General features: G+C 69.6%; 22 protein-coding genes, 9 tRNA genes and 1 pseudogene. 22 read left to right on the top strand and 10 right to left on the bottom strand.

Annotation, left to right across the window (positions count from 1 at the left end; translation table 11 throughout):
* The 4 genes and pseudogenes from M1203_RS34410 to M1203_RS34395 form a co-directional block, all read right to left on the bottom strand.
* Positions 1–132, bottom strand: a pseudogene (locus M1203_RS34410) (ATP/GTP-binding protein); the annotation flags it as partial.
* Entirely contained in the window at positions 113–520 is a 408-nt protein-coding gene (locus M1203_RS34405; RefSeq protein WP_030351795.1) for a DUF742 domain-containing protein, read from the bottom strand. The gene M1203_RS34405 and the pseudogene M1203_RS34410, both read right to left, overlap by 20 nt.
* A 108-nt stretch (positions 521–628) precedes the next feature.
* The gene (locus M1203_RS34400; protein WP_030351794.1) at positions 629–1,042 is read right to left on the bottom strand and encodes a roadblock/LC7 domain-containing protein; all 414 of its coding nucleotides are present in this window, start codon (positions 1,040–1,042) and stop codon (positions 629–631) included.
* A 9-nt stretch (positions 1,043–1,051) separates the two neighbouring features.
* Positions 1,052–5,029, bottom strand: a complete 3,978-nt coding sequence (locus M1203_RS34395; protein ID WP_249953764.1) for a nitrate- and nitrite sensing domain-containing protein — start codon at positions 5,027–5,029, stop codon at positions 1,052–1,054.
* A gap of 575 nt (positions 5,030–5,604) precedes the next feature.
* Here M1203_RS34395 and M1203_RS34390 point away from each other — a divergent pair.
* The 13 genes from M1203_RS34390 to M1203_RS34330 all read left to right on the top strand — a co-directional run bounded on the left by M1203_RS34390 (position 5,605) and on the right by M1203_RS34330 (position 10,012).
* Positions 5,605–5,781 carry a hypothetical protein gene (locus M1203_RS34390; RefSeq protein ID WP_249953763.1) on the top strand — a complete coding sequence of 59 codons (177 nt, stop codon included), beginning with the start codon at positions 5,605–5,607 and terminating at the stop codon, positions 5,779–5,781.
* Positions 5,782–5,971: 190 nt separating this feature from the next.
* Positions 5,972–6,757 (top strand): fumarylacetoacetate hydrolase family protein, encoded by a 786-nt coding sequence (locus M1203_RS34385; protein ID WP_249953762.1) that lies wholly within the window; start codon positions 5,972–5,974, stop codon positions 6,755–6,757.
* The gene (gltX, locus tag M1203_RS34380) at positions 6,750–8,222 is read left to right on the top strand and encodes a glutamate--tRNA ligase (RefSeq protein WP_249953761.1); all 1,473 of its coding nucleotides are present in this window, start codon (positions 6,750–6,752) and stop codon (positions 8,220–8,222) included. The genes M1203_RS34385 and gltX overlap by 8 nt, the downstream gene beginning before the upstream one ends.
* Positions 8,223–8,370: 148 nt before the next feature.
* Positions 8,371–9,090: an HAD family hydrolase gene (locus M1203_RS34375; protein ID WP_249953760.1), complete on the top strand. Its 720-nt coding sequence runs from the start codon at positions 8,371–8,373 to the stop codon at positions 9,088–9,090.
* Between the two features lie 87 nt (positions 9,091–9,177).
* Positions 9,178–9,249, top strand: a tRNA-Gln gene (locus M1203_RS34370).
* Positions 9,250–9,268: 19 nt separating this feature from the next.
* Positions 9,269–9,341, top strand: a tRNA-Glu gene (locus tag M1203_RS34365).
* Positions 9,342–9,358: 17 nt separating this feature from the next.
* Positions 9,359–9,430 (top strand) — tRNA-Gln (locus tag M1203_RS34360).
* A 19-nt stretch (positions 9,431–9,449) separates the two neighbouring features.
* Positions 9,450–9,522: transfer RNA gene (locus M1203_RS34355), tRNA-Glu, on the top strand.
* A gap of 61 nt (positions 9,523–9,583) precedes the next feature.
* A tRNA-Glu gene (locus tag M1203_RS34350) sits at positions 9,584–9,656 on the top strand.
* A 17-nt stretch (positions 9,657–9,673) separates the two neighbouring features.
* Positions 9,674–9,745, top strand: a tRNA-Gln gene (locus M1203_RS34345).
* A 16-nt stretch (positions 9,746–9,761) separates the two neighbouring features.
* A tRNA-Glu gene (locus M1203_RS34340) sits at positions 9,762–9,834 on the top strand.
* 17 nt (positions 9,835–9,851) lie between these two features.
* A tRNA-Gln gene (locus M1203_RS34335) sits at positions 9,852–9,923 on the top strand.
* Between the two features lie 16 nt (positions 9,924–9,939).
* Positions 9,940–10,012, top strand: a tRNA-Glu gene (locus tag M1203_RS34330).
* Between the two features lie 245 nt (positions 10,013–10,257).
* Here the strand turns inward: M1203_RS34330 and ndgR are convergent.
* Positions 10,258–10,974: an IclR family transcriptional regulator NdgR gene (ndgR, locus tag M1203_RS34325; RefSeq protein ID WP_030351789.1), complete on the bottom strand. Its 717-nt coding sequence runs from the start codon at positions 10,972–10,974 to the stop codon at positions 10,258–10,260.
* A 182-nt stretch (positions 10,975–11,156) separates the two neighbouring features.
* On the opposite strand from ndgR, the gene leuC reads away from it, so the two are divergent.
* The 4 genes from leuC to M1203_RS34305 all read left to right on the top strand — a co-directional run bounded on the left by leuC (position 11,157) and on the right by M1203_RS34305 (position 14,324).
* Positions 11,157–12,596 (top strand): 3-isopropylmalate dehydratase large subunit, encoded by a 1,440-nt coding sequence (leuC, locus tag M1203_RS34320; protein ID WP_249953759.1) that lies wholly within the window; start codon positions 11,157–11,159, stop codon positions 12,594–12,596.
* Between the two features lie 2 nt (positions 12,597–12,598).
* A complete protein-coding gene (leuD, locus tag M1203_RS34315) occupies positions 12,599–13,207 on the top strand; it encodes a 3-isopropylmalate dehydratase small subunit (protein ID WP_249953758.1) in 609 nt (202 codons plus the stop codon).
* A 104-nt stretch (positions 13,208–13,311) separates the two neighbouring features.
* The gene (locus M1203_RS34310) at positions 13,312–13,539 is read left to right on the top strand and encodes a hypothetical protein (protein WP_249953757.1); all 228 of its coding nucleotides are present in this window, start codon (positions 13,312–13,314) and stop codon (positions 13,537–13,539) included.
* A gap of 143 nt (positions 13,540–13,682) precedes the next feature.
* The gene (locus M1203_RS34305) at positions 13,683–14,324 is read left to right on the top strand and encodes an HU family DNA-binding protein (protein WP_249953756.1); all 642 of its coding nucleotides are present in this window, start codon (positions 13,683–13,685) and stop codon (positions 14,322–14,324) included.
* Between the two features lie 114 nt (positions 14,325–14,438).
* Here the strand turns inward: M1203_RS34305 and M1203_RS34300 are convergent, their stop codons facing one another.
* Both M1203_RS34300 and cofC read right to left on the bottom strand, forming a co-directional pair.
* On the bottom strand, positions 14,439–14,642 hold the full coding sequence (locus M1203_RS34300; protein WP_249953755.1) for a hypothetical protein: 204 nt from the start codon (positions 14,640–14,642) through the stop codon (positions 14,439–14,441).
* A gap of 42 nt (positions 14,643–14,684) precedes the next feature.
* Positions 14,685–15,374 (bottom strand): 2-phospho-L-lactate guanylyltransferase, encoded by a 690-nt coding sequence (gene cofC, locus M1203_RS34295; RefSeq protein WP_249953754.1) that lies wholly within the window; start codon positions 15,372–15,374, stop codon positions 14,685–14,687.
* 172 nt (positions 15,375–15,546) lie between these two features.
* Here cofC and M1203_RS34290 point away from each other — a divergent pair, with 172 nt between their 5' ends.
* From M1203_RS34290 to M1203_RS34280, 3 genes are all read left to right on the top strand, one after another.
* Complete coding sequence (locus M1203_RS34290; RefSeq protein ID WP_249953753.1) at positions 15,547–16,293, top strand: lysophospholipid acyltransferase family protein; 747 nt, start codon at positions 15,547–15,549, stop codon at positions 16,291–16,293.
* Complete coding sequence (locus M1203_RS34285) at positions 16,290–17,291, top strand: NAD(P)H-dependent glycerol-3-phosphate dehydrogenase (protein ID WP_308404946.1); 1,002 nt, start codon at positions 16,290–16,292, stop codon at positions 17,289–17,291. The genes M1203_RS34290 and M1203_RS34285 overlap by 4 nt, the downstream gene beginning before the upstream one ends.
* A gap of 112 nt (positions 17,292–17,403) precedes the next feature.
* The gene (locus M1203_RS34280; protein WP_249953752.1) at positions 17,404–18,576 is read left to right on the top strand and encodes a D-alanine--D-alanine ligase family protein; all 1,173 of its coding nucleotides are present in this window, start codon (positions 17,404–17,406) and stop codon (positions 18,574–18,576) included.
* 45 nt (positions 18,577–18,621) lie between these two features.
* Here M1203_RS34280 and M1203_RS34275 read toward each other — a convergent pair whose 3' ends face one another.
* Both M1203_RS34275 and M1203_RS34270 read right to left on the bottom strand, forming a co-directional pair.
* Positions 18,622–19,116, bottom strand: coding sequence for a DUF3515 domain-containing protein (locus M1203_RS34275; protein ID WP_308404947.1), 495 nt, complete (start codon positions 19,114–19,116; stop codon positions 18,622–18,624).
* A gap of 26 nt (positions 19,117–19,142) precedes the next feature.
* The gene (locus tag M1203_RS34270; protein WP_030351778.1) at positions 19,143–19,376 is read right to left on the bottom strand and encodes an Lrp/AsnC family transcriptional regulator; all 234 of its coding nucleotides are present in this window, start codon (positions 19,374–19,376) and stop codon (positions 19,143–19,145) included.
* Positions 19,377–19,585: 209 nt separating this feature from the next.
* On the opposite strand from M1203_RS34270, the gene M1203_RS34265 reads away from it, so the two are divergent.
* Together M1203_RS34265 and thiD are read left to right on the top strand one after the other, a co-directional pair.
* Positions 19,586–20,557, top strand: a complete 972-nt coding sequence (locus tag M1203_RS34265) for a thiamine-phosphate kinase (RefSeq protein WP_249953751.1) — start codon at positions 19,586–19,588, stop codon at positions 20,555–20,557.
* Between the two features lie 10 nt (positions 20,558–20,567).
* Positions 20,568–21,383 carry a bifunctional hydroxymethylpyrimidine kinase/phosphomethylpyrimidine kinase gene (gene thiD, locus M1203_RS34260; RefSeq protein WP_249953750.1) on the top strand — a complete coding sequence of 272 codons (816 nt, stop codon included), beginning with the start codon at positions 20,568–20,570 and terminating at the stop codon, positions 21,381–21,383.
* Positions 21,384–21,496: 113 nt separating this feature from the next.
* On the opposite strand, the gene rpmB is transcribed toward thiD, so the two are convergent.
* The gene (rpmB, locus tag M1203_RS34255) at positions 21,497–21,682 is read right to left on the bottom strand and encodes a 50S ribosomal protein L28 (RefSeq protein WP_003957616.1); all 186 of its coding nucleotides are present in this window, start codon (positions 21,680–21,682) and stop codon (positions 21,497–21,499) included.
* Positions 21,683–21,912 lie beyond the last annotated feature (230 nt).

The raw sequence follows: 21,912 nt of genomic DNA, 5'->3' as shown, positions 1-21,912 counted from the left end.
GGTACGCAGCGGGTTGATCTCCGAGACGGCGCCGACGAACGTGGTCTTGCCCACGCCGAAGCCGCCCGCCACCACGATCTTCGCGCTGGTGGTTGAGCGTGCCGCTCCGCCGCTAGAGCTTGCGAAGTCCACTGAGCACCCTTTCGAGCAGTGTCACATCCGGCGTGCCGCCGGCCTCTCCGTTACCCGGCTGGTGGATCGCGACCATGCCCGCCTCCGCCAGGTCGGCCACGAGAATGCGCGCGACGCCCAGCGGCATCGTCAGCAGCGCCGACACCTCGGCCACCGACTTGACCTCACGGCACAGATGGCAGATTCGCTGGTGCTCGGGGAGCAGGGTGGCGAGATGCGCCGGGTCTGCTGTCGTACTCACCAGCGCCTCGATGGCGAGCTGGTACCGCGGCCTGGTCCGGCCGCCGGTCATGGCGTACGGACGTACCAGCGGCTGATCGCCTTCAGGACCGTACGACGCGTCGACCGAGGCGCCGTACGGATCGTGAGAGGCGGGTGGCGGGGTCATGAATCCTCCGGGCGTGACAGCAGGATGTCTGCGTGCCGTCTGACTTGGCCGGTGGGGGGCCGGTTGGGCGGCCTGACGGTATGGGGCTTGGGGCGGTCCTCGGGAGCCTCAGTGCAACAGACTTCCCTGGAGCTCGGCGCGCAGGTCCGGGGTGAGGACCGTACCGGCGCGATCGACCAGGAGGGCCATTTCGTACCCCACCAGACCGATGTCGCACTCGGGGTGCGCGAGCACGGCCAGGGAGGAACCGTCGGAGACGGACATGAGGAAGAGGAAGCCGCGCTCCATCTCCACCACGGTCTGGTTGACCGGGCCGCCTTCGAAGATCCGGGAAGCCCCCGCGGTGAGCGAGGTCAGACCGGACGCCACGGCCGCGAGCTGATCGGCGCGGTCGCGGGGGAAGCCCTCGGACATGGCCAGCAGAAGTCCGTCGGCGGAGACCACGACCGTGTGGGACACCCCAGGGGTGTTGTCCACGAAGTTGGTGATCAACCAGTTCAGATTCTGCGCAGCCTGACTCATCGGACTCAACTAACGCTCCTGCTGGTGAGAGGTGCCGAGGTTGAAGCCGTTGTTCGCCGGGCCGGTGTTGCCCGCCTGACGACCCTGCTGAATACCCCGACGGAGATTGGTCAGCCGGCCGCGTACGTCAGCCGGCGCACGCGAGACCTGCGGACCGGCCTGGTTGTTCTGTTCCTGCGCGGTCCCCGGCACCAGGTTGGCACGCGGGACCCGGCGGGGCAGACCGGAGGTGGTGATGCCGCCGGCCTGGGGCTTTTTGACCCGCTCGGCCTGGCGTACCAGCTCGTCGTTGGGCGATGTACGCCAGGAGGAAGTGACGCCGACGCCATGGGTGCCGGAACCGTTCCCCGAGGCGCCGAAACCGGAACCATTCGTACCGGACGTCTGGAAACCGGAGCCGTTGGTGCCCTGACCGCCCGGCCCCGAACCGTTGGCGGGCTCGCGCCGCGGCATCGGTTCGCGCTGCTGCGCGGGCGGCATGGGAGAGCGCTCGGCAGGACCGCGATCCTGCGGCTGCTGCCCGCCACCCTGCTGCGCGCCATGGAACCAGTTGGTCTCCAGGGTGTCGTACAGCGGGGTACGGCCATCACCGGGCCCGGCCGGGGGCAGCGCCTCCGGCTGTGGCTGCGGCGGCAGGCTCGGCTGGCGGTAGCCGCCCTCGGAACCGGGCGCCGACGCCGGTGCCGGGGGCCGCGGGGCGTTGAAGCCCTGCTGCGGAGCGCTGTACTCCGACGGCGGGTACTGCGCCGACGGGTACTCCGCCTGCGGGCGGAAGTCGGACTGCGCGTTCTGGCCCTGCGGTACGCCGTACTCCCCGGAGCCGTAGCCCGCCGGGGCCGGGGCGTTGAAGTCCGGACGCGGGAACGCGGCCGTGGAGGCGGCGTCCTGCGGGCCCCCGCGCTGCGCCGGGTTCTGGTCGGGCCGGGGCCCGTTGAAGTCCGGCCGCTGGAACTCCGAGGTGGAACCCGGGCCCTGCTGCTCGGCCGTCGGCCGGGCGAACTGGCCCGACGAGTCGTGCTCCTCGTGTCCGCGCGGGGTGTCCAGCGACGCACGCGGCGGGAGCGCCTGCTGCTCGCTGCCCCAACTCGTCGTCTGCGGGCGCTGGTTCTGGGACCCCGGGTTGCCGCCGGGCAGTTCGGCACGCGGTCCGCCGGGCGGCGGGAGCTGCCGGCCGCGGTCGGGGGCGCCACCCTGGGGACCCTGCTGGAAGGCGTTCTGGGCGTGGCCGCTGAAGCCGTTCTGACCGCCCTGGCCGGCCCTGACCCCCTGGTCCTGCCTGCTGTTCGGCCCGTTCTGCGCGCCGGGACGGTCCTCCGTACGGCCCTGTCCCTGGCCCTGGCCGCCCTGCCCTTGTCCCTGACCACCCTGGCCGGGTCCGTTCTGGGGCGGTGCGCCGAAGGCGTTCTGACTGAAGACACTGGGCTGACCGGAACCCTGACCCTGACCCTGACGCTGCGGATCGCGCGATCCACCGCCCTGGGCACCGCCCTGAGTTCCGTCGCGGGACGGCAGCGCGGCGCGCGGTCCCGTACCGGCACTCACCTGGCCGCGCGGCGCACCCGCGCCGAGCAGCCCCCCGCCGGATCCGGCACTGACACCGGGGCGGTTGCCGCCGGGCGCACCGGGAGCGCCGGTCAGCTGGCCACCGGTACCGGCCGGGGCCTGGCCCGCGCCGTTCTGGCCACCGGGACCGACGCCCGCGCCCGGCCGGCCCACCTGGCCCTTCTTGCCGCCGTGGGCGACATCGACCGGGAGCATGACCAGCGCGGTCGTACCGCCCGAGTCGGAGGGGCGCAGCTGGATCCGGATGCCGTGACGCAGGGAGAGCCGGCCGACCACGAACAGACCCATGCGGCGCGAGACCGAGACATCCACGGTGGGCGGCGAGGCGAGCCGCTCGTTGATCGCCGCGAGGTCCTCGGGCGAGAGACCGATACCGGTGTCGTGGATCTCGACGAGCACCCGCCCGTCGGGCAGCGCGTGACCGGTGACCCGGACCTTCGTCTGCGGGCTGGAGAACGAGGTGGCGTTCTCCAGCAGCTCGGCGAGGAGGTGCACGAGGTCGTTGACGACCCGGCCGGCGACCTCGGAGGTGGGAACCGAGGACAGTTCGATGCGCTCGTACTGCTCCACCTCGGAGGCGGCGGCACGGAGCACATCGACCAGCGGGACGGGGCGGGTCCAGCGGCGGCCCGGCTCCTCGCCCGCGAGGACGAGGAGGTTCTCACCGTTACGGCGCATTCGGGTCGCGAGGTGGTCGAGCTTGAAGAGCGAGGAGAGCTGGTCCGGGTCGGCCTCGCGGGACTCCAGCTCGGAGATGAGGGACAGCTGGCGCTGGNTTCGGGTCGCGAGGTGGTCGAGCTTGAAGAGCGAGGAGAGCTGGTCCGGGTCGGCCTCGCGGGACTCCAGCTCGGAGATGAGGGACAGCTGGCGCTGGATGAGGCCCTGGCTGCGGCGCGAGAGGTTGGTGAACATCGCGTTGACGTTGCCTCGCAGGAGGGCCTGCTCGGCGGCGAGCCTGACCGCCTCGCGGTGTACGTCGTCGAAGGCCGCGGCGACCTTTCCGATCTCGTCCTTGGAGTGCACACCGACCGACTCGACCGAGGTGTCGACATCCTGCGGGTCCGAGTCGGAGAGCTGCTTGACCAGCTCGGGCAGCCGCTCCTGGGCGACCCGCGTAGCGGTGTCCTGGAGCCGGCGCAGCGAGCGGATCATGGAGCGGGCCACCACGAAGGCGCCGACCAGCGAGACCCCGAGCACCAGCAGGATCACGGCGGCGTTGATGATCGCGTCCTGCTGCGAACTGGAGCGCAGCTCGCGGGCCTTGCCCTCCATCTCGCCCAGCAGCGTGGCCTCGATGGTCTTCATCGCGTCGATCCGGGTGGACGCCTGGTCCGTCCAGTCCAGATACGAGCGGCTGGGCTGCGCCGCGAGCCCGTCGGTGGTGCCGAGGACGCGGTCCGCGTACTTCTCGGACGCCTGGATCTCCGGGTTGCCCTGGCCGTTGAGCGGAGCCATCAGCTCTTCGGCGTCGCCGCCCATCGACTCGTACAGCCGGCTGAAGGAGGTGAGGGCGTTCTTCTCCTTGGTCGCCGCGGCCAGACCGTAGAGCCGGTCGTTCTCGGTGAGCTTGCCCTTGGTCTTCGGGCTGGCCGGCAGCGCGGCGGCGATGATCGCCCGCTGGATGGACGCGTACTCCTTGGCGGACGAGAACGCGGCCAGCGCGCGGGTCCGCTTGATCATGTCCGGGTTGCTGGTCGCCTGCGCCATGTCCTGCGAGAGGCTCAGCAGCGAGTCGATCAGTCCGCTGTACGCGTCGACCGTCAGCGAGTCCGCGTCCGACGTGTAGGCGCCCTCGCGGATTTCGCTGATCTTGTTGACCTGGGTGGCGATCTGGTTGACGTTGGAGCGGATGCTCTCCAGCGCCTGGTCGCCGTCGGTGTTCCCGATGTCGACCGTGGCACCGAGGAACGCCTTCTTCGCCCGGTCGGTCGCCGTACGGCGGTCCTGGACCTTGAAGTCCTTGGGGTTGACGCCGTTGTTGAGCGGACCTGCCGACTCGTCACGCTCCAACTGGAGCGCGGCGGCCAGGCTGGTCGCCTCCTTGGTCATCTTGGTGAGCAGCTGCATGTGCTCCAGCTGCTGCATGTCGTTCAGCGACTCGTTGATCCGGAGCCCACCCAGGGTGGTGGCCGCCACCACGGGGAGGGTGAGGAGCGCCACCAGGCGCGTACTGATGCGCCAGTTGCGCAGCGCTATTCGTGATCCCGCGTCAGTCGGCGCCGTCGCCTTGGGCGCTGACGGGGGCGTGACCGGGGACCCGGCGCCGCCCGGCGCGGTCCCGGGGCGTCCGGCACGGCCGCCGGTCTCGCCCGACGGTGCCGGGCCCGGGTTCTGGGTGTGCTGGGGCGAGGAGCCGCGGTCGGTTCCGCCACGGGACTCCTGCTCCGCCGCAGCGCTGCTATCCCTCTTGAAACGTCCCTGCACTAGCGTCGCAACCTCTGGACCAGGCGTCCCCCCGCGAACGGCGGGACGGTGTCGGCGTCGTGGGGCTGAGCGCTCCCCATGGTGGTCGTGAGTGACCGGCGCTTGCTCCCCTTCCCCACCGCCACTCGGCGCTGCGTTGCGCCCTTGCGCGCCGGTACTTGAAACCCGCGGCGGTGGGGGGAATTCCAGCACAGTGCAGGATCTCCAACAAGGGCCGACGGGGGCCCTGTGACGTGAATGACACGGTGTGAGCGGCGCATCACAAGCCGTAGAAAGGGTTCGCGGAGGAAAGGGACTTTTATTGACGAGCTCCCTACGGGTGGGGGGTGTCCCAGTCCTCATGATCAGGAGCGGAATGTAACGTTCAGTAACGCATTGTCCGTTTCCTCGATCATCAACCCTTGCCCGTAATGCGGGAAATGCCCGGCGAGTCGTGAGCAAACTCACATGGTGATCGCCGATGGATCCCCGCTCCGACGGGGAATCGGGTGTTTAGCCTGACGCTTTACAGGGATGGCATATCCGACAAGTGGCGCCCCCGGCGCCCGTACTACCGACAGGGTCTGACAGCAGAGATGAAGACGACGATGATCTTCCGCACCACCGCCAACCCCCGGCGCACCACGCTGGCCCATCTGAAGGACGCCGAGGAACTGGTCCCCGTGGAGCGGCCGGAACACTCCGTCGAGCTGCCGAACCGGACCGCCAACCCCCGCCGTACGACCCTGATGGACGCGCCCGTCGCCCAGTAGGTTCCCGCCGGGCCCGAATCAGGGTGATCCACTTCTGTCGGCTTCCGCCAGCCCCCTCGGGCCTGTCCGGCGGGCAGGCCCGCACCCCTCCCACGTGGCACGGACACGAGGGCGGCACCGCGTGCCGCCGCGCTAGCCTGGAGCGTCAGTCTCCAGACCAGCGAGCAAGAGTGAGGGGCGACAGCAACCCGTGCGCATCGCCAGATTCTCCATCGACGGCAATGTCGCCTTCGGCGCGGTCGAGGGCGACGGCAGCGGCGACCCCGCCGGCCTCGTCCTCGACATCATCAAGGGCATTCCGTACGCCGACTTCGAGCTCTCCGGCACCAAGGTCCCGCTGAGCAAGGTCCGCCTCCTGCCGCCCGTGATCGGCAACAAGATCCTCGGCATCGGCCGCAACTACGCCGATCACGCGGCCGAACTGGGCAACGCCGTACCGGAAGTGCCCGTCGTCTTCCTCAAGCCGACCACCGCGCTGATCGGCACCGGCGACGCCATCGAGTACCCCTCCTTCTCGCAGGAGGTCCACTACGAGGCCGAACTCGCCGTCGTCATCGGCCGGATGTGCCGTGAGGTGCCCCGCGAGCGCGTGAAGGACGTCATCTTCGGCTACACCTGTGCCAACGACGTCACGGCCCGGGACGCCCAGCGCGCCGAGAACCAGTGGTCACGCGCCAAGGGCTTCGACACCTCGTGCCCGCTCGGGCCCTGGGTGGAGACCGACCTCGACCCCTCCGATCTCACCCTCCAGTGCACGGTCAACGGCGAGCAGCGCCAACTGGGCCGGACGAGCGACATGATCCGCTCCATCGAGGACGTGATCGTCCACATCACCGAGGCCATGACGCTGCTCCCGGGCGACGTCATCCTCACGGGCACCCCCGCCGGGGTCGGCCCCCTCAGCGTCGGCGACGAGGTCGCCGTCACCATCGAAGGCATCGGCACTCTCACCAACAAGGTGATCAAGCGTGGCTAACGGACCCGTCCGTGTACGTTTCTGTCCCTCGCCGACCGGCAACCCCCATGTGGGACTGGTCCGCACCGCCCTGTTCAACTGGGCGTTCGCCCGTCACAGCGGCGGCACCATGGTCTTCCGCATCGAGGACACCGACGCGGCGCGCGACTCCGAGGAGTCCTACGCGCAGCTGCTCGACTCGATGCGCTGGCTGGGGTTCGACTGGGACGAGGGGCCCGAGATCGGCGGGCCGCACGCGCCGTACCGCCAGTCGCAGCGGATGGACCTCTACCGCGACATCGCCGAGAGGCTGCTCGCCGCGGGCAACGCGTACCACTGCTACTGCACCACCGAGGAACTGGAGGCGCGGCGAGAGGCGGCCCGCGCGGCCGGCCGGCCCTCCGGGTACGACGGGCATTGCCGCGATCTGACCGCGGAGCGGAAGGCGGCGTACGAGGCCGAGGGCCGGACCTCCATCGTCCGCTTCCGGATGCCCGACGAGCCGATCACCTTCACGGACCTGGTCCGCGGTGAGCTGACCTTCACCCCGGAGAACGTCCCGGACTACGGCATCGTGCGCGCCAACGGCGCCCCGCTCTACACGCTCGTCAACCCGGTCGACGACGCGCTGATGGAGATCACCCACGTCCTGCGCGGTGAGGACCTGCTCTCCTCCACCCCGCGCCAGATCGCGCTCTACAAGGCGCTGATCGAGCTGGGCATCGCGAAGGAGATCCCGGCGTTCGGGCACCTCCCGTATGTCATGGGCGAGGGCAACAAGAAGCTCTCCAAGCGCGACCCGCAGTCGTCCCTCAATCTCTACCGCGAGCGCGGCTTCCTGCCCGAGGGGCTGCTCAACTACCTCTCGCTGCTGGGCTGGTCGCTCGCCGCGGACCGCGACATCTTCACGATGGACGAGATGGTCGCCGCGTTCGACATCGCGGACGTCAACGCCAATCCGGCCCGCTTCGACCTGAAGAAGGCCGAGGCGATCAACGCCGACCACATCCGGCTGCTGGACGTGAAGACGTTCATCGAGGCATGCGGTCCCTGGCTGAAGGCCCCGCACGCGCCCTGGGCGCCGGAGTCCTTCGACGCCACGGCCTTCGAGGCGCTGGCCCCGCTGGCACAGACCCGGGTCACGGTGCTCTCGGACATCACCGCCAATGTCGACTTCCTCTTCCTCGACGCGCCCGTGGAGGACGAGGCGTCCTGGACGAAGGCGATGAAGCCGGGCGCGGACGCGCTGCTGGCCACGGCCCGTACGAAGATCGCCGAGGCGGAGTGGAACGCCGAGGCGCTCAAGAACGCGGTGCTCGCGGCGGGCGAGGAGCACGGCCTCAAGCTGGGCAAGGCCCAGGCCCCGGTCCGCGTCGCGGTCACGGGCCGCACGGTGGGCCTGCCGCTGTTCGAGTCCCTGGAGATCCTGGGCCGCGAGCGCACCCTGTCCCGGATCGATACGGCGCTGGCGAAGCTGACGTCCTGAGAGCGGTCGCGGGGTACCGTCGACCCTCGTGTCATGGTGATCCGTGCCGTCCTCTGGGACATCGACGACACTCTCTTCGACGCTGCGTACATCGGGGGATGACCCCCGAACCCCCAGCCGTGGGGCCGTCCCGGGGTACCGTCGTGTCATGGCGATTCGTGCCGTCCTCTGGGACATCGACGACACTCTCTTCGACTACACCAGCGCGGACCGCGCCGGCATGCAGACCCATCTCGCGGCCGAGGGCCTGGCCGACCGGTTTCCCACGGTCGACCGGGCCCTCGGGCGTTGGCGGGAGATCACCGATCTGAACTGGGACCGGTTCGCCGCGGGGGAGACGGACTTCCAGGGGCAGCGGCGCGACCGCGTGCGGATGTTCCTCGGGGCCGAGCTGAGCGACGTGGAGGCGGACGCCTGGTTCGAGCGGTACATCGTTCACTTCGAGTCCGCCTGGTCGCTGTTTCCCGACAGTCTCGCCGTGCTCGACGGGCTGGCCGCCGACTACCGGCAGGCCGTCCTGTCCAACTCCAGCCTCCGCAACCAGGACCGCAAGCTCCGTGTCCTGGGGGTACGGGACCACTTCGAGGCCGTGCTGTGCGCGGCCGAGCTGGGCGTCGCCAAGCCCGACGCCGCCGCCTTCCACGCCGCCTGTGACGCGCTGGCGCTGGACCCCGGGGAGGTGGCCTACGTGGGCAATGAACCGGACATCGACGCCGGCGGCGCGGTGGCCGCGGGGCTCGCCGGGGTCTGGCTGGACCGGGGCGGGCTCGGCGGGCGTCCCGAGCTGGTGCGGATCACCGATCTCGGCCAGCTTCCCGGCCTGCTGCGGGGCGATACCCGTTTTGGAGCGCTGTCCGCGATCGGGTAATGTTCTTCCTGCGCCGCCCGGGAAAACCGAAAGGTTCGACCGGGAGACGCAAGCCAGACAAACCCCCGCATGGGGGTTCAGTTTTGGTGGGCTATGGTGTAATTGGCAGCACGACGGTTTCTGGTTCCGTTAGTCTAGGTTCGAGTCCTGGTAGCCCAGCGCAGATGTTGTCTGCAACGCCCCCGTTGTGTAGCGGCCTAGCACGCTGCCCTCTCACGGCAGTAGCGCCGGTTCGAATCCGGTCGGGGGTACTGGTCTAAACCACCTATGGGCTATGGTGTAATTGGCAGCACGACGGTTTCTGGTTCCGTTAGTCTAGGTTCGAGTCCTGGTAGCCCAGCGCAGATGTTGTCTGCAACGCCCCCGTTGTGTAGCGGCCTAGCACGCTGCCCTCTCACGGCAGTAGCGCCGGTTCGAATCCGGTCGGGGGTACAGATCCTTCTCTCCGATGTCTTCGGGTCGCACCCGGATACGTCGATGCAGGATCGCTAGGGCCCCCGTTGTGTAGCGGCCTAGCACGCTGCCCTCTCACGGCAGTAGCGCCGGTTCGAATCCGGTCGGGGGTACTGGTCTAAACCACCTATGGGCTATGGTGTAATTGGCAACACGACGGTTTCTGGTTCCGTTTGTCTAGGTTCGTGTCCTGGTAGCCCAGCTGGACTTCGGTCCAGGCCCCCGTTGTGTAGCGGCCTAGCACGCTGCCCTCTCACGGCAGTAGCGCCGGTTCGAATCCGGTCGGGGGTACTGGTCTAAACCACCTATGGGCTATGGTGTAATTGGCAACACGACGGTTTCTGGTTCCGTTGTTCTAGGTTCGAGTCCTGGTAGCCCAGCTGGACTTCGGTCCATGCCCCCGTTGTGTAGCGGCCTAGCACGCTGCCCTCTCACGGCAGTAGCGCCGGTTCGAATCCGGTCGGGGGTACAACAGCAGTACGAGAAGGCCCTTCCGTTCGCGGGAGGGCCTTTCCGCTGTCCACCGCCAGTGCCGTCAACGCTGTCAACCGCCGCTGTCGAAGCGCCTGTTGGACTCCTCTGCCGCCACTCGCCCACGGCGATACCGGCCCGGCCGCTGCGACGCTGGAGCGGCCTGCCGGTGGAAGCGGGCAGTGGCACGTACGTAACGGTGAGTACGGCGAGAGACAGAGAGGGGAGAGAGGAGGGGCGGGATCAGCCGCTGCGGCGCAGGGCCTCGCTCAACCGGCCCGCCGCGTCTATCACGGCCTGGGCGTGCATCCGGCCCGGGTGCCTGGTGAGCCGCTCGATCGGTCCGGATACCGAGACCGCCGCGACCACGCGGTTGGAGGGCCCCCGTACCGGCGCGGAGACCGAGGCCACACCCGGCTCGCGCTCACCGATCGACTGGGCCCAGCCCCTGCGCCGTACGCCCGAGAGCGCCGTCGCCGTGAACCTGGCCCCCTGGAGACCGCGGTGCAGCCGCTCGGGCTCCTCCCAGGCCATCAGGATCTGGGCCGAGGAGCCCGCCTTCATCGTGAGCGTGGAACCGACCGGGACGGTGTCCCGCAGTCCGGAGAGCCGCTCCGCCGCCGCCACGCATATCCGCATGTCACCCTGGCGCCGGTAGAGCTGCGCGCTCTCGCCGGTCATGTCCCGCAGATGTGTGAGCACGGGTCCGGCCGTGGCCAGCAGACGGTCCTCGCCGGCCGCGGCGGCCAGCTCGGCCAGCCGCGGGCCGAGAATGAACCGGCCCTGCATGTCCCTCGCCACCAGCCGGTGATGTTCCAGTGCCACGGCCAGTCTGTGGGCCGTGGGCCGTGCGAGCCCGGTCGCCGCGACCAGTCCGGCGAGGGTGGCCGGACCGGACTCCAGGGCGCTCAGTACCAGAGCAGCCTTGTCGAGAACGCCGACGCCGCTAGAGTTGTCCATGAAACGATATTCGCGTCTCACTCTGTGAAACGCAAGTTCAATTTCCCAAGGAACTTGCGAACCTGTATGGACGGGCCCGCGGACCGACGGGTCTCCAGTCGACGTCCGGTGCGCGGGGGAGCGGACGTGGGCCCACATATCTCTAGGAGCGCCGGCTGTGAGAGCCGGTCGGAGGGAAAGCGATGGGTAGGACACTCGCGGAGAAGGTCTGGGACGATCATGTCGTCCGGCGCGCAGAGGGCGAGCCCGACCTCCTCTTCATCGATCTGCACCTGCTGCACGAGGTGACCAGCCCCCAGGCCTTCGACGGCCTCCGCATGAGCGACCGCAAGGTCCGGCGGCTCGACCTCACCATCGCGACCGAGGACCACAACACCCCGACCCTCGACATCGACAAGCCCATCGCGGACCCCGTCTCCCGTGTCCAGTTGGAGACGCTGCGCAAGAACTGCGCCGACTTCGGCGTACGGCTGCACCCGCTCGGCGATGTCGAGCAGGGCGTCGTCCATGTCGTGGGGCCGCAGCTGGGGCTCACCCAGCCCGGCACCACCGTGGTCTGCGGCGACAGCCACACCTCCACCCACGGCGCCTTCGGCGCGCTGGCGTTCGGCATCGGCACCAGCCAGGTCGAGCATGTCCTGGCCACCCAGACGCTGCCGCTGGCCCGGCCCAAGACCATGGCGATCACGGTCGAGGGCGAACTGCCCGCCGAGGTCACCGCCAAGGACCTGATCCTCGCGATCATCGCCAGGATCGGTACCGGCGGCGGCCAGGGCTACATCCTCGAATACCGGGGCTCCGCCATCGAGAAACTCTCGATGGAAGCGCGGATGACCATCTGCAACATGTCCATCGAGGCCGGGGCCAGGGCGGGCATGATCGCCCCCGACGAGACCACCTTCGGCTATCTCAAGGGCAGGGACCACGCCCCCGAGGGCGCGGACTGGGACGCGGCGGTCGCCTACTGGCGGACGCTGCGCACCGACGACGACGCGGTCTTCGACGCCGAGGTCTTCATCGAGGCCGCGGAACTGGCCCCGTTCGTCACCTGGGGCACCAACCCCGGCCAGGGAGCCCCGCTCTCCGCGAACGTCCCCGACCCGGCTTCGTACGAGGACGCCTCGGAGCGCCACGCCGCCGAAAAGGCCCTGGAATACATGGGGTTGACCGCCGGGCAGGCGCTGCGCGACATCACGGTCGACACCGTCTTCGTAGGCTCCTGCACCAACGGCCGTATCGAGGACCTGCGCTCGGCGGCCTCGCTGCTCGAAGGCCGCAAAGTCGCCGACGGCGTACGGATGCTGGTGGTCCCCGGTTCGGTACGGGTCGCCCTCCAGGCCGTCGAAGAGGGCCTGGACAAGGTCTTCACCGCCGCCGGAGCGGAGTGGCGGCACGCGGGCTGCTCGATGTGTCTGGGCATGAACCCCGACCAACTCGCCCCCGGTGAGCGCTCCGCGTCCACCTCCAACCGCAACTTCGAGGGCCGGCAGGGCAAGGGCGGCCGTACCCACCTGGTCTCTCCCCAGGTCGCCGCCGCCACCGCCGTGCTGGGTCATCTGGCCTCGCCCGCCGATCTGTCCGACACCGACGCCGGCGCCCGTACGCCCGCTGGAGCGCGATAACCATGGAAGCCTTCACCACCCACACCGGCCGGGCCGTACCGCTGCGCCGCAGCAATGTGGACACCGACCAGATCATCCCCGCCCACTGGCTCAAGAAGGTCACCCGCGACGGCTTCGAGGACGGGCTCTTCGAGGCCTGGCGCAAGGACCCCGAGTTCGTCCTCAACCGGCCCGTGTACGCGGGGGCGACGGTGCTGGTCGCGGGACCGGACTTCGGTACCGGGTCGTCCCGTGAACACGCCGTCTGGGCCCTGCAGAACTTCGGTTTCAAGGCCGTCATCTCGTCCCGGTTCGCCGATATCTTCCGCGGCAACTCGCTCAAGAACGGTCTGCTGACCGTGGTTCTGGAGCAGCCGGTCGTGGACGCCCTCTGGGCGATCGCGGAGAGCGACCCCACGGCGGAGGTCGCCGTGGACCTGGAGCAGCGCCAGGTGCGGGCGACCTCCCCCGACGGAGCAACGTTGACGGCTGATTTCGAGCTTGACGAGAACGCCCGCTGGAGGTTGCTGAACGGGCTCGACGACATCAGTCTCACCCTTCAGAACGAAGCGGACATCGCCGCCTACGAGGCCGCCAGGCCGTCCTTCAAACCCCGCACAATTACCGTCTGAGCAGCGCTTTTCCCCTACTGCACCCCCTGCCTCCCGGCAGGGGGTGCAGTTGCTTGTTGAGCCCCCGTCGGGCGACAACTCGCCCCAGATGGCACAATCGGTGCATGGAACGCGACAGCCAACTCAAGCTCTACGGGTTAGTCGCCGAACAACTCAAAGAAGCGCACGCGAGGGTGCGTGCACTGCAAGTCCCGGATGGCGTACGGATGGCGCTCTCCCGGAAGCTGCTGGTCATCACGGCCGCGGCGAAACATGACCTCCCGGATGCGGCACGTCGTCTGGACCGCTTGATGAAGGACCTGGACGAGGGTCGATTTCCGGAAGGCGACTGACCTCCGCGGATCTCCGCCAGGTCGACTTCGTTGCGGCACTAGGGTGATTAGCCCGTTTCGTGTTTGATTTGCGGTATATATCTGCCTAACGTGCGAAAAAGCTTGAACACTTTCGTTCTGGCAATGTCTCCGAAGGGGAAGACGTGAACAAGGCGCAGCTCGTAGAAGCGATTGCGGACAAGGTCGGCGGCCGTCAGCAGGCCGCGGACGCGGTGGACGCGGTACTCGACGCGATCGTCCGCGCGGTGGTCGCCGGAGACCGGGTCTCGGTCACCGGATTCGGTTCGTTCGAGAAGGTCGACCGCCCGGCCCGTTACGCCCGTAACCCGCAGACCGGTGAGCGCGTCCGGGTCAAGAAGACCTCCGTGCCGCGGTTCCGCGCGGGACAGGGCTTCAAGGACCTGGTCAGCGGCTCGAAGAAGCTCCCGAAGAACGATGTGGCCGTCAAGAAGGCACCCAAGGGCAGCCTCTCGGGCGGCGTTTCCGCCCGTACGACCGTGAAGGCCGCGGCCAAGAAGGCCACCGCCAAGACCGCCGCGGCCCGCAAGACGGCCGTCAAGAAGGTCACCGCGGCCAAGAAGACGGCGGTCAAGAAGACCGCCGCCAAGAAGGCCACGGCGAAGAAGGCCACGCCCGCGAAGAAGACCGCCAAGACGGCGGCGGCCAAGAAGGCCACGGCGAAGAAGACCGCGCCGGCCAAGAAGGCGACGGCCAAGAAGGCCCCCGCGCGAAAGGCCACCGCGCGCACGACCACCGCGAAGAAGACCGCCGCGAGGAAGAAGTAGGCAGCAGGCGGCACAGGGCCACACGCGCCGGGCCGGGCTCCCCTCGGGGAGCCCGGCCCGCGGCGTTGTACGGGGTACGCGGTACGGGCAGGCGCCCGGGACGGCGCGAGGGCGTCAGAGCGTCTGGAGCGTCACCAGCGTGATTCTGAGGGACGCGCCCTCGCCCTCGGTCTCGATCCGGACGCGCTGTCCCGGCCGCAGCAGCCGCAGTCCGCCGGCGTCGAAGGCGGCCGCGTCGAATTCCACCGGGGTGCCGTCGTCCAGCAGCACACTCCCGGCGCGGGTCTCGGAATCGTATGTGTACGAGGTCGCCTGCATAACCGCAGCGTAGCGGTCCTCCGGGGGCCGCGGAGGCCGTCCTCAGCTCCCCGGCCGGGGCGCGGGCAGCGGGCCGCGCGGCGTGTACCCGCGGGCCGTGTACGGGCCCAGGCCCAGCGCCGCCGCCGCCCGCAGATCATCGCCCGTGTCCACGTCCCGTCGTACGGAATCGACCCCGGTCAGAACTATTTCCACCGCGCCCGAGGACAAATGCCGATGCCGGGAGGGGCCGCCGAAAGCCGGATTCAATTCGGCACCGGGCGCGGCCGTCAGCAATGTCGTACCGATTTCGGCGGCATCCGCGAGAAAGGCGCGCGGAAATGCCTCCGCGGCGGAGAGCACCCGCGTCAGTTCCGCGGGCCGCAGCGCCGGCAGATCCGCGTTGAGCGCGGCCACGGCGGCCCGTGGCCTGACCGCCCTGACGGCCCGCGCGCCATGCGCCAGCGCCGCGTTGAGACCGTTCGCCGGGGCGTCCGGCACGATGCGCGCCCCCAGCTCGGCCAGTTCCGCGCTCGCCGTCGGATCGTCCGTGACGACCACCACATCCCGGACCACGGGGCTGGCCAGCGCGGCTGCCACGGTGTCCTGCGCGAACGCGAGGGCGAGCCGCGGGCGCAGGGCGTCGCCCGCCGTCCCCGCGAGCCGGCTCTTGGCCAGCCGCAGCGGTTTGAGGGGAACGACCAGAGACCAGCGGGCGGTCGGGTCGGTGTTCGTGGCGAACTCTCCGTCCATGCTGTGGCGGCCCGGGTGTATCCGCCCTCTATTGTGGCCCGGCACCGTCCCGGCCCACAGAGGCGGCCCCGGAGACGGGGCGTACGGTGTTCTCGACAGAGCAGGGGCCCGGGGCCACACTTGACCCCCGGCAGCCGGGCAATGAGCCGGGCGAGAAGAGAAAGGTGTCCGAGTGTCCCGCCGCAGAATCGGCTTCTGGTACCGCCTTGCGGCGGCCATCGCGAAACCGCCGCTGATCGTGCTGCTCAAGCGGGACTGGAAGGGTGCGGAGCACATTCCGGCCGACGGCGGATTCATCACCGCCGTGAACCACAATTCGCATCTCGACCCGTTCGCGTACGCGCACTTCCAGTACAACACAGGCCGCGTTCCGCGCTTCCTCGCCAAGCACGGCCTATTCACCAGGGGATTCATCGGGGCCGTGATGCGCGGCACCGGCCAGATTCCCGTCTACCGCGAGACCAGCGACGCGCTGAGCGCCTTCCGCGCCGCGATCGACGCCGTCGAGCGCGGCGAGTGCGTGGCCTTCTACCCCGAGGGCACCATCACCCGCGACCCCGGGCAGTGGCCCATGACCGCCAAGACCGGCGTCGCCAGGGTCGCCCTCCAGACCAAGTGCCCGGTCATCCCCATCGCGCAGTGGGGCGCCAACCTGCTGCTGCCGCCGTACGCGAAGAAGCCGAACCTCCTCCCGCGCAAGACGCACCATGTGCTCGTCGGACCGCCCGTGGACCTGGCGCGCTACTACGGCAGGGACATCACGCCCGAATTGCTGCGTGAGGTCACCGAGGTCATCATGGCCGCGATCACGGAACTGCTCTCCGAACTGCGCGGGGAGCCGGTGCCCACGGCCGCGTACGACCATCGCAAGGCCAGGGCGGAACAGCGGCGCAAGGCCGCGGAAGAGGGGTCGAAGTGACGCGGGTCGCGGTCTTCGGAGCGGGGTCGTGGGGCACGGCGTTCGCCATGGTCCTCGCCGACGCGGGATGCGAGGTGACGCTCTGGGGCCGCCGCCGGGAGGTCGTCGACGCGATCAACACCGCGCACACCAACCCGGACTACCTGCCCGGCTTCGAACTGCCCGTGGGCGTACGGGCCACCACCGACCCCGCGGAGGCGGCGCGCGGCGCCGAGTTCACGGTGCTCACCGTGCCCTCGCAGACGCTGCGCGGCAATCTCGCCGAGTGGGCGCCCGTACTGCCCGCCGACACCGTGCTCGTCTCGCTGATGAAGGGCGTCGAACTCGGCACGGCCAAGCGGATGAGCGAGGTGATCGAGGAGGTCGCCAAGGCACCGGCGGAGCGGGTCGCCGTGATCACCGGCCCCAATCTCGCCAAGGAGATCGCCGGACGGATGCCGGCCGCCGCCGTCGTCGCGTGCCGTGACGAGGACGTGGCGCGCCGCCTCCAGTCCGCCTGCCACACCTCGTACTTCCGTCCGTACACCAACACCGACGTCGTCGGCTGTGAACTCGGCGGCGCGGTCAAGAACGTCATCGGTCTCGCCGTCGGAATCGCCGACGGCATGGGCCTCGGCGACAACACGAAGGCCTCCCTGATGACCCGGGGCCTCGCGGAGACCACCCGGCTCGGCCTCGCCATGGGCGCCGACCCGCACACCTTCTCCGGCCTCGCCGGCATGGGCGATCTGATCGCCACCTGCTCCTCGCCGCTCTCCCGCAACCACACCTTCGGTACCAACCTCGGCCGCGGGATGACCCTCCAGGAGACCATCGCGGTCACCAAGCAGACCGCGGAGGGCGTCAAATCCTGTGAGTCCGTGCTGGACCTCGCCCGCCGCCACGGCGTCGACATGCCGCTCACGGAGACGGTGGTGGACATCGTGCACAACGGCAAGCCGCCGCTCGTCGCGCTCAAGGAACTGATGTCGCGCAGCGCCAAGCCCGAGCGCAGCTGACCCCCGCGACCACCGCCGCGGCCGACTCCGCCGCCCACTCCGGGCGGCGGTCTCTGACTCGGCCGCGACCAACGCTGACTCGGGCGCTACCAACAGGTACGCTCATCGCGATATGAGCAGCGAGAACTCCCCCCAGAGCCCTGAGCAGCAGCTCCGCAAGCCGCGCGTGGCCGTCGTCTTCGGCGGACGGAGCTCCGAGCACGCCATTTCCGTGGTCACGGCCGGGGCCGTACTGCGGTCCATCGACCGGACGAAGTACGACGTCCTGCCCATCGGTATCACCACCGACGGCCGCTGGGCGCTCACCGCCGACGATCCGGAGCGGATGGCCATCGCCGACCGCGCGCTGCCGAGCGTCGAGCAGATCGCCGAGTCGACCGACGGCGGCGTCGTACTCTCCGTCGACCCGGGCAACCGCGAGGTCGTCTACAGCGAGCCGGGTTCCGTACCCAAGGCGCTGGGCGAGGTCGATGTCGTCTTCCCCGTACTGCACGGCCCCTACGGAGAGGACGGCACCCTCCAGGGCCTGCTGGAACTCTCCGGTGTCCCGTACGTCGGCGCGGGCGTCCTCGCCTCCGCCGTCGGGCAGGACAAGGAGTACATGAAGCGGGTGTTCACCTCCTTCGGGCTGCCCGTCGGCCCGTATCTGGTGATCCGCCCCCGCGAATGGGAGCAGGGACCAGAAGGAGCCAAGGGCGCCGCCGCCCGCAAGAAGATCGTCGACTTCGCCGCGGAGCACGGCTGGCCGCTCTTCGTGAAGCCCGCCCGCGCCGGATCCTCCATGGGGATCACCAAGGTCGAGGACGCCTCGGGCCTGGACGAGGCGATCACCGAGGCCCAGCGGCACGACCCCAAGATCCTGGTGGAGTCGCTGCTGCGGGGCCGCGAGATCGAGTGCGGGGTGCTGGAGTTCGAGGACGGCCCGCGCGCCAGCGTGCCCGCGGAGATCCCGCCGGTCACGGCGCACGACTTCTACGACTTCGAGGCCAAGTACATCGACTCGGCCACCGGTCTGGTGCCCGCGCCCCTCACCGAGGAGCAGACGGCCGAGGTACAGCGGCTCGCCGTCGAGGCGTTCGAGGCCGCCTCCTGCGAGGGCCTGGTCCGCGCGGACTTCTTCCTCACCGAGGACGGAGAGTTCGTCATCAACGAGATCAATACGCTGCCGGGCTTCACGCCCATCTCGATGTTCCCGCGGATGTGGCAGGAGAGCGGCGTCGGTTATCCGGAGCTGATCGACCGGCTGATCCAGGCGGCGCTGCGCCGGCCGACCGGGCTGCGCTGACGCCCGTACCGGACCCTCGTCGGGGGCCGCGCCGGGCCCCTTGGGTCACAGACTGGACGGAATCGTCTTCTTGACCGGCGCGGCCAGCTCGGCGAGCGGCGTGGAGTCATGCGTGAACCGTTCGTCCATGGTGACCTCCACATACGTCTCGCGGTACGTGGTCGTGAAGCGGGGCCCCGAGTCCCGTTCCTCCAGCATCCAGTTGACGCCGTTGGCCTCCACCGCGTCCGACTGGGCATCGCTCATCCCCTCGGGCCGGGGGACACCGCAGCGCAGTACGATCGCGGCGTCCCCCCACCCGGCGGTCAGTTCGGAAGACGGCTCGGGATCGGCCCGGCCGAGGTCGGAGATGGTCTTCGGCAGCTCCTTGTGGAGAGCCCGGCACAGCGCTGCCTCCTCCGCGGGCGGGCTGGGAACCGCGACCGGCATCGACGTGCCGGCGGAGGAACAGCCCGCCACCGCCGCCACCAGAACGACGGCGGACAGGCGGACGAGCGGACGGCCGGATAGCCTGCGGCGGAACGGCGGGCGACAGGAGATGGTCACCGGCCAAGGGTAGACGGGGGCTACAAGTGCACGACCGGGCAGGTCAGGGTGCGGGTGATGCCTTCCACTTGCTGGATTTTCGCGACCACCATGCGCCCCAGCTCATCGACGGTGTCCGCCTGAGCGCGCACGATCACGTCATAGGGACCGGTGACGTCCTCGGCCTGGATAACTCCCGGAATCTTGGCGATGGTCTCGGCGACGGTCGTCGCCTTGCCCACCTCGGTCTGGATAAGGATGTACGCCTGTACCACGGAACCTCCAGGGCGGCCACGAGGATCATGTGGGGGAAAGAGACGCCACGGTATCGCGTCGCCGAGTGCGGCGGGGAGACCCGGGTCCCGGGTGGCGCCCGCGGGGTGGCGTACGGAAGACGAAGTTGACGCGACTCACGACCGTACCGACAGCAGTGAAGGACCGCGACCGCGCGTGCGGCCCGGTGATGAGAGAGAGGGGAGACTCGGTGAAGGGAACCGTGGGCGAGTTGGGGGAGTTCGGTCTCATCAGGGAACTCACCTCCCGGCTCACCACCACCCCGGCGGTCCGGCTCGGGCCGGGCGACGACGCCGCGGTCGTGGCCGCGCCCGACCGCAGGGTCGTGGCGAGTACGGACCTGTTGCTGGAGGGGCGGCACTTCCGCCGTGACTGGTCGACGGCCTACGACGTCGGCCGGAAGGCGGCAGCGCAGAACCTCGCCGATATCGCGGCGATGGGCGCGGTCCCCACGGCGCTGCTCCTCGGCCTCGTCGTCCCGGCCGAACTCCCGGTCACCTGGCCCACCGAGCTGATGGACGGTATTCGCGACGAGTGCCAGGTCGCGGGCGCGGCCGTGGTCGGCGGTGATGTCGTACGCGGCGACACGATCACCATCGCCATCACCGCGCTGGGCGATCTCCGCAACCACGAGCCGGTCACCCGGTCCGGCGCCCGGCCGGGCGATGTCATCGCCTACACCGGCTGGTTGGGCTGGTCGGCGGCCGGGCACGCGGTGCTCTCACGCGGCTTCCGCTCGCCCCGCGCCTTCGTCGAGGCCCACCGCCGACCGGAACCGCCCTATCACGCGGGTCCCGCGGCGGCCGGGCTCGGTGCCACCGCCATGACCGACGTCAGCGACGGACTCGTCGCGGATCTGGGGCATATCGCGGAGGCCAGCAAGGTCCGTATCGATCTGCGCTCAGGTCTGATCGACATCCCCTCGCAGATGAACGACATCGGCCAGGCGGTCGGGATCGACCCGCTCCAGTGGGTGCTGACCGGTGGCGAGGATCACGCCATCGTCGCCACGTTCCCGCCCGACGTGAAGCTGCCGGCCCGCTGGAAGGTGATCGGTGAGGTGCTCAACCCGTCCGCGCTGCCGCAGGTGACGGTCGACGGGGCACCCTGGACCCGCAAGGGCGGCTGGGACCACTTCGGGGACATCGAGGACGCCCAGTAGATTCGGCACCATGCCGATAGCTGAGCGAGTAACGCCACCGTCCGTGCCACCGCGCGTGCTCACCGTCGCCGGATCGGACTCCGGCGGCGGTGCGGGCATCCAGGCGGATCTGAAGACGATGCTGGCGTTCGGTGTGCACGGCATGAGCGTGCTCACGGCGGTGACGGCACAGAACTCCACGGGCGTGCACGGCGCCTGGGAGCTGCCCGTGGAGGCCGTACGCGCCCAGTACGGCGCCGTCGTCGACGACATCGGCGTCCAGGCGGTGAAGACCGGCATGCTCTCCTCCGCCGAACTGGTCGCGGCCGTCGCGGAACTGCTCGCCGGGACCGACGCCCCCGTGGTGATCGACCCGGTCGGGGTCTCCAAGCATGGCGATCCGCTGCTCGCCGCCTCGGCGCTGGACGGCGTACGGACGAGGCTGTTGCCGGTCGCGACCGTCGCCACCCCCAATCTGGACGAGGTGGCACAGCTCACCGGCGTACGGGTGGAGGACGAGACGGGGCTGCGCCGCGCGGCCGGCGCCGTACTCGAATTCGGGCCCCGCTGGGCGCTGATCAAGGGCGGGCATCTGCCCGGGGACGCGGTCGATCTGCTGACCGACGGCGCCGAGGAACACTGGCTGCGCGCACCGCGCCACGACAACCGGCATACCCATGGCACGGGCTGCACCTACGCGTCGGCGATCGCCTCGGGCCTGGCCCGGGGGCAGGACGTGGTGGCGGCCGTGCGGGCGGCCAAGGAGTATGTGACGGGCGCGATCGCGCACGGCTTCGCGCTGGGCGCGGGGATAGGCCCGGTGGATCACGGGTGGCGCTTCCGCTGACGGCGCCGCCCGGACGCCGGCGTGACGACGGGCACCGGCACGGCAAAAAGCCGGTCCACCGAGGTGGACCGGCTTTTCAAGGCAACCGCAGGGGCTGCGCTACGACGCGGGCGTCAGCGCGAGACCTTGCCGGCCTTGATGCACGATGTGCAGACGTTGAGCCGCTTCGGCGTCCGACCGACCACGGCACGCACGCGCTGGATGTTCGGGTTCCAGCGACGGGACGTACGGCGGTGCGAGTGCGAAATGTTGTTGCCGAAGCCCGGCCCCTTGCCGCAGACGTCGCAGTTGGCAGCCACGGGTCACTCCAAAGACTTCAGATGCTCGTACAGAGAAATCCGGCGTGCCGGGAATCAGTGACTGATGTGGCGTTGCCGGGGGATTGGCCCGACTCTCATCGGGCAACCGCAGCAGCATACAACGCCTGCCTCGGTACAAGAAAACTACCATGACGGCCGACGGCTCCGTTCCGTCAGGTTGGCCCGCTGTTCGCCTCCCGTCCCCGGGCTACCCTGCGAGCAGCCCGCAT

Source organism: Streptomyces sp. 35G-GA-8, assembly GCF_023534745.1.
Lineage (GTDB): Bacteria > Actinomycetota > Actinomycetes > Streptomycetales > Streptomycetaceae > Streptomyces.
Note: the sequence above shows the minus strand (reverse complement) of the source record. Positions and strands in the feature narration are given on the sequence as shown.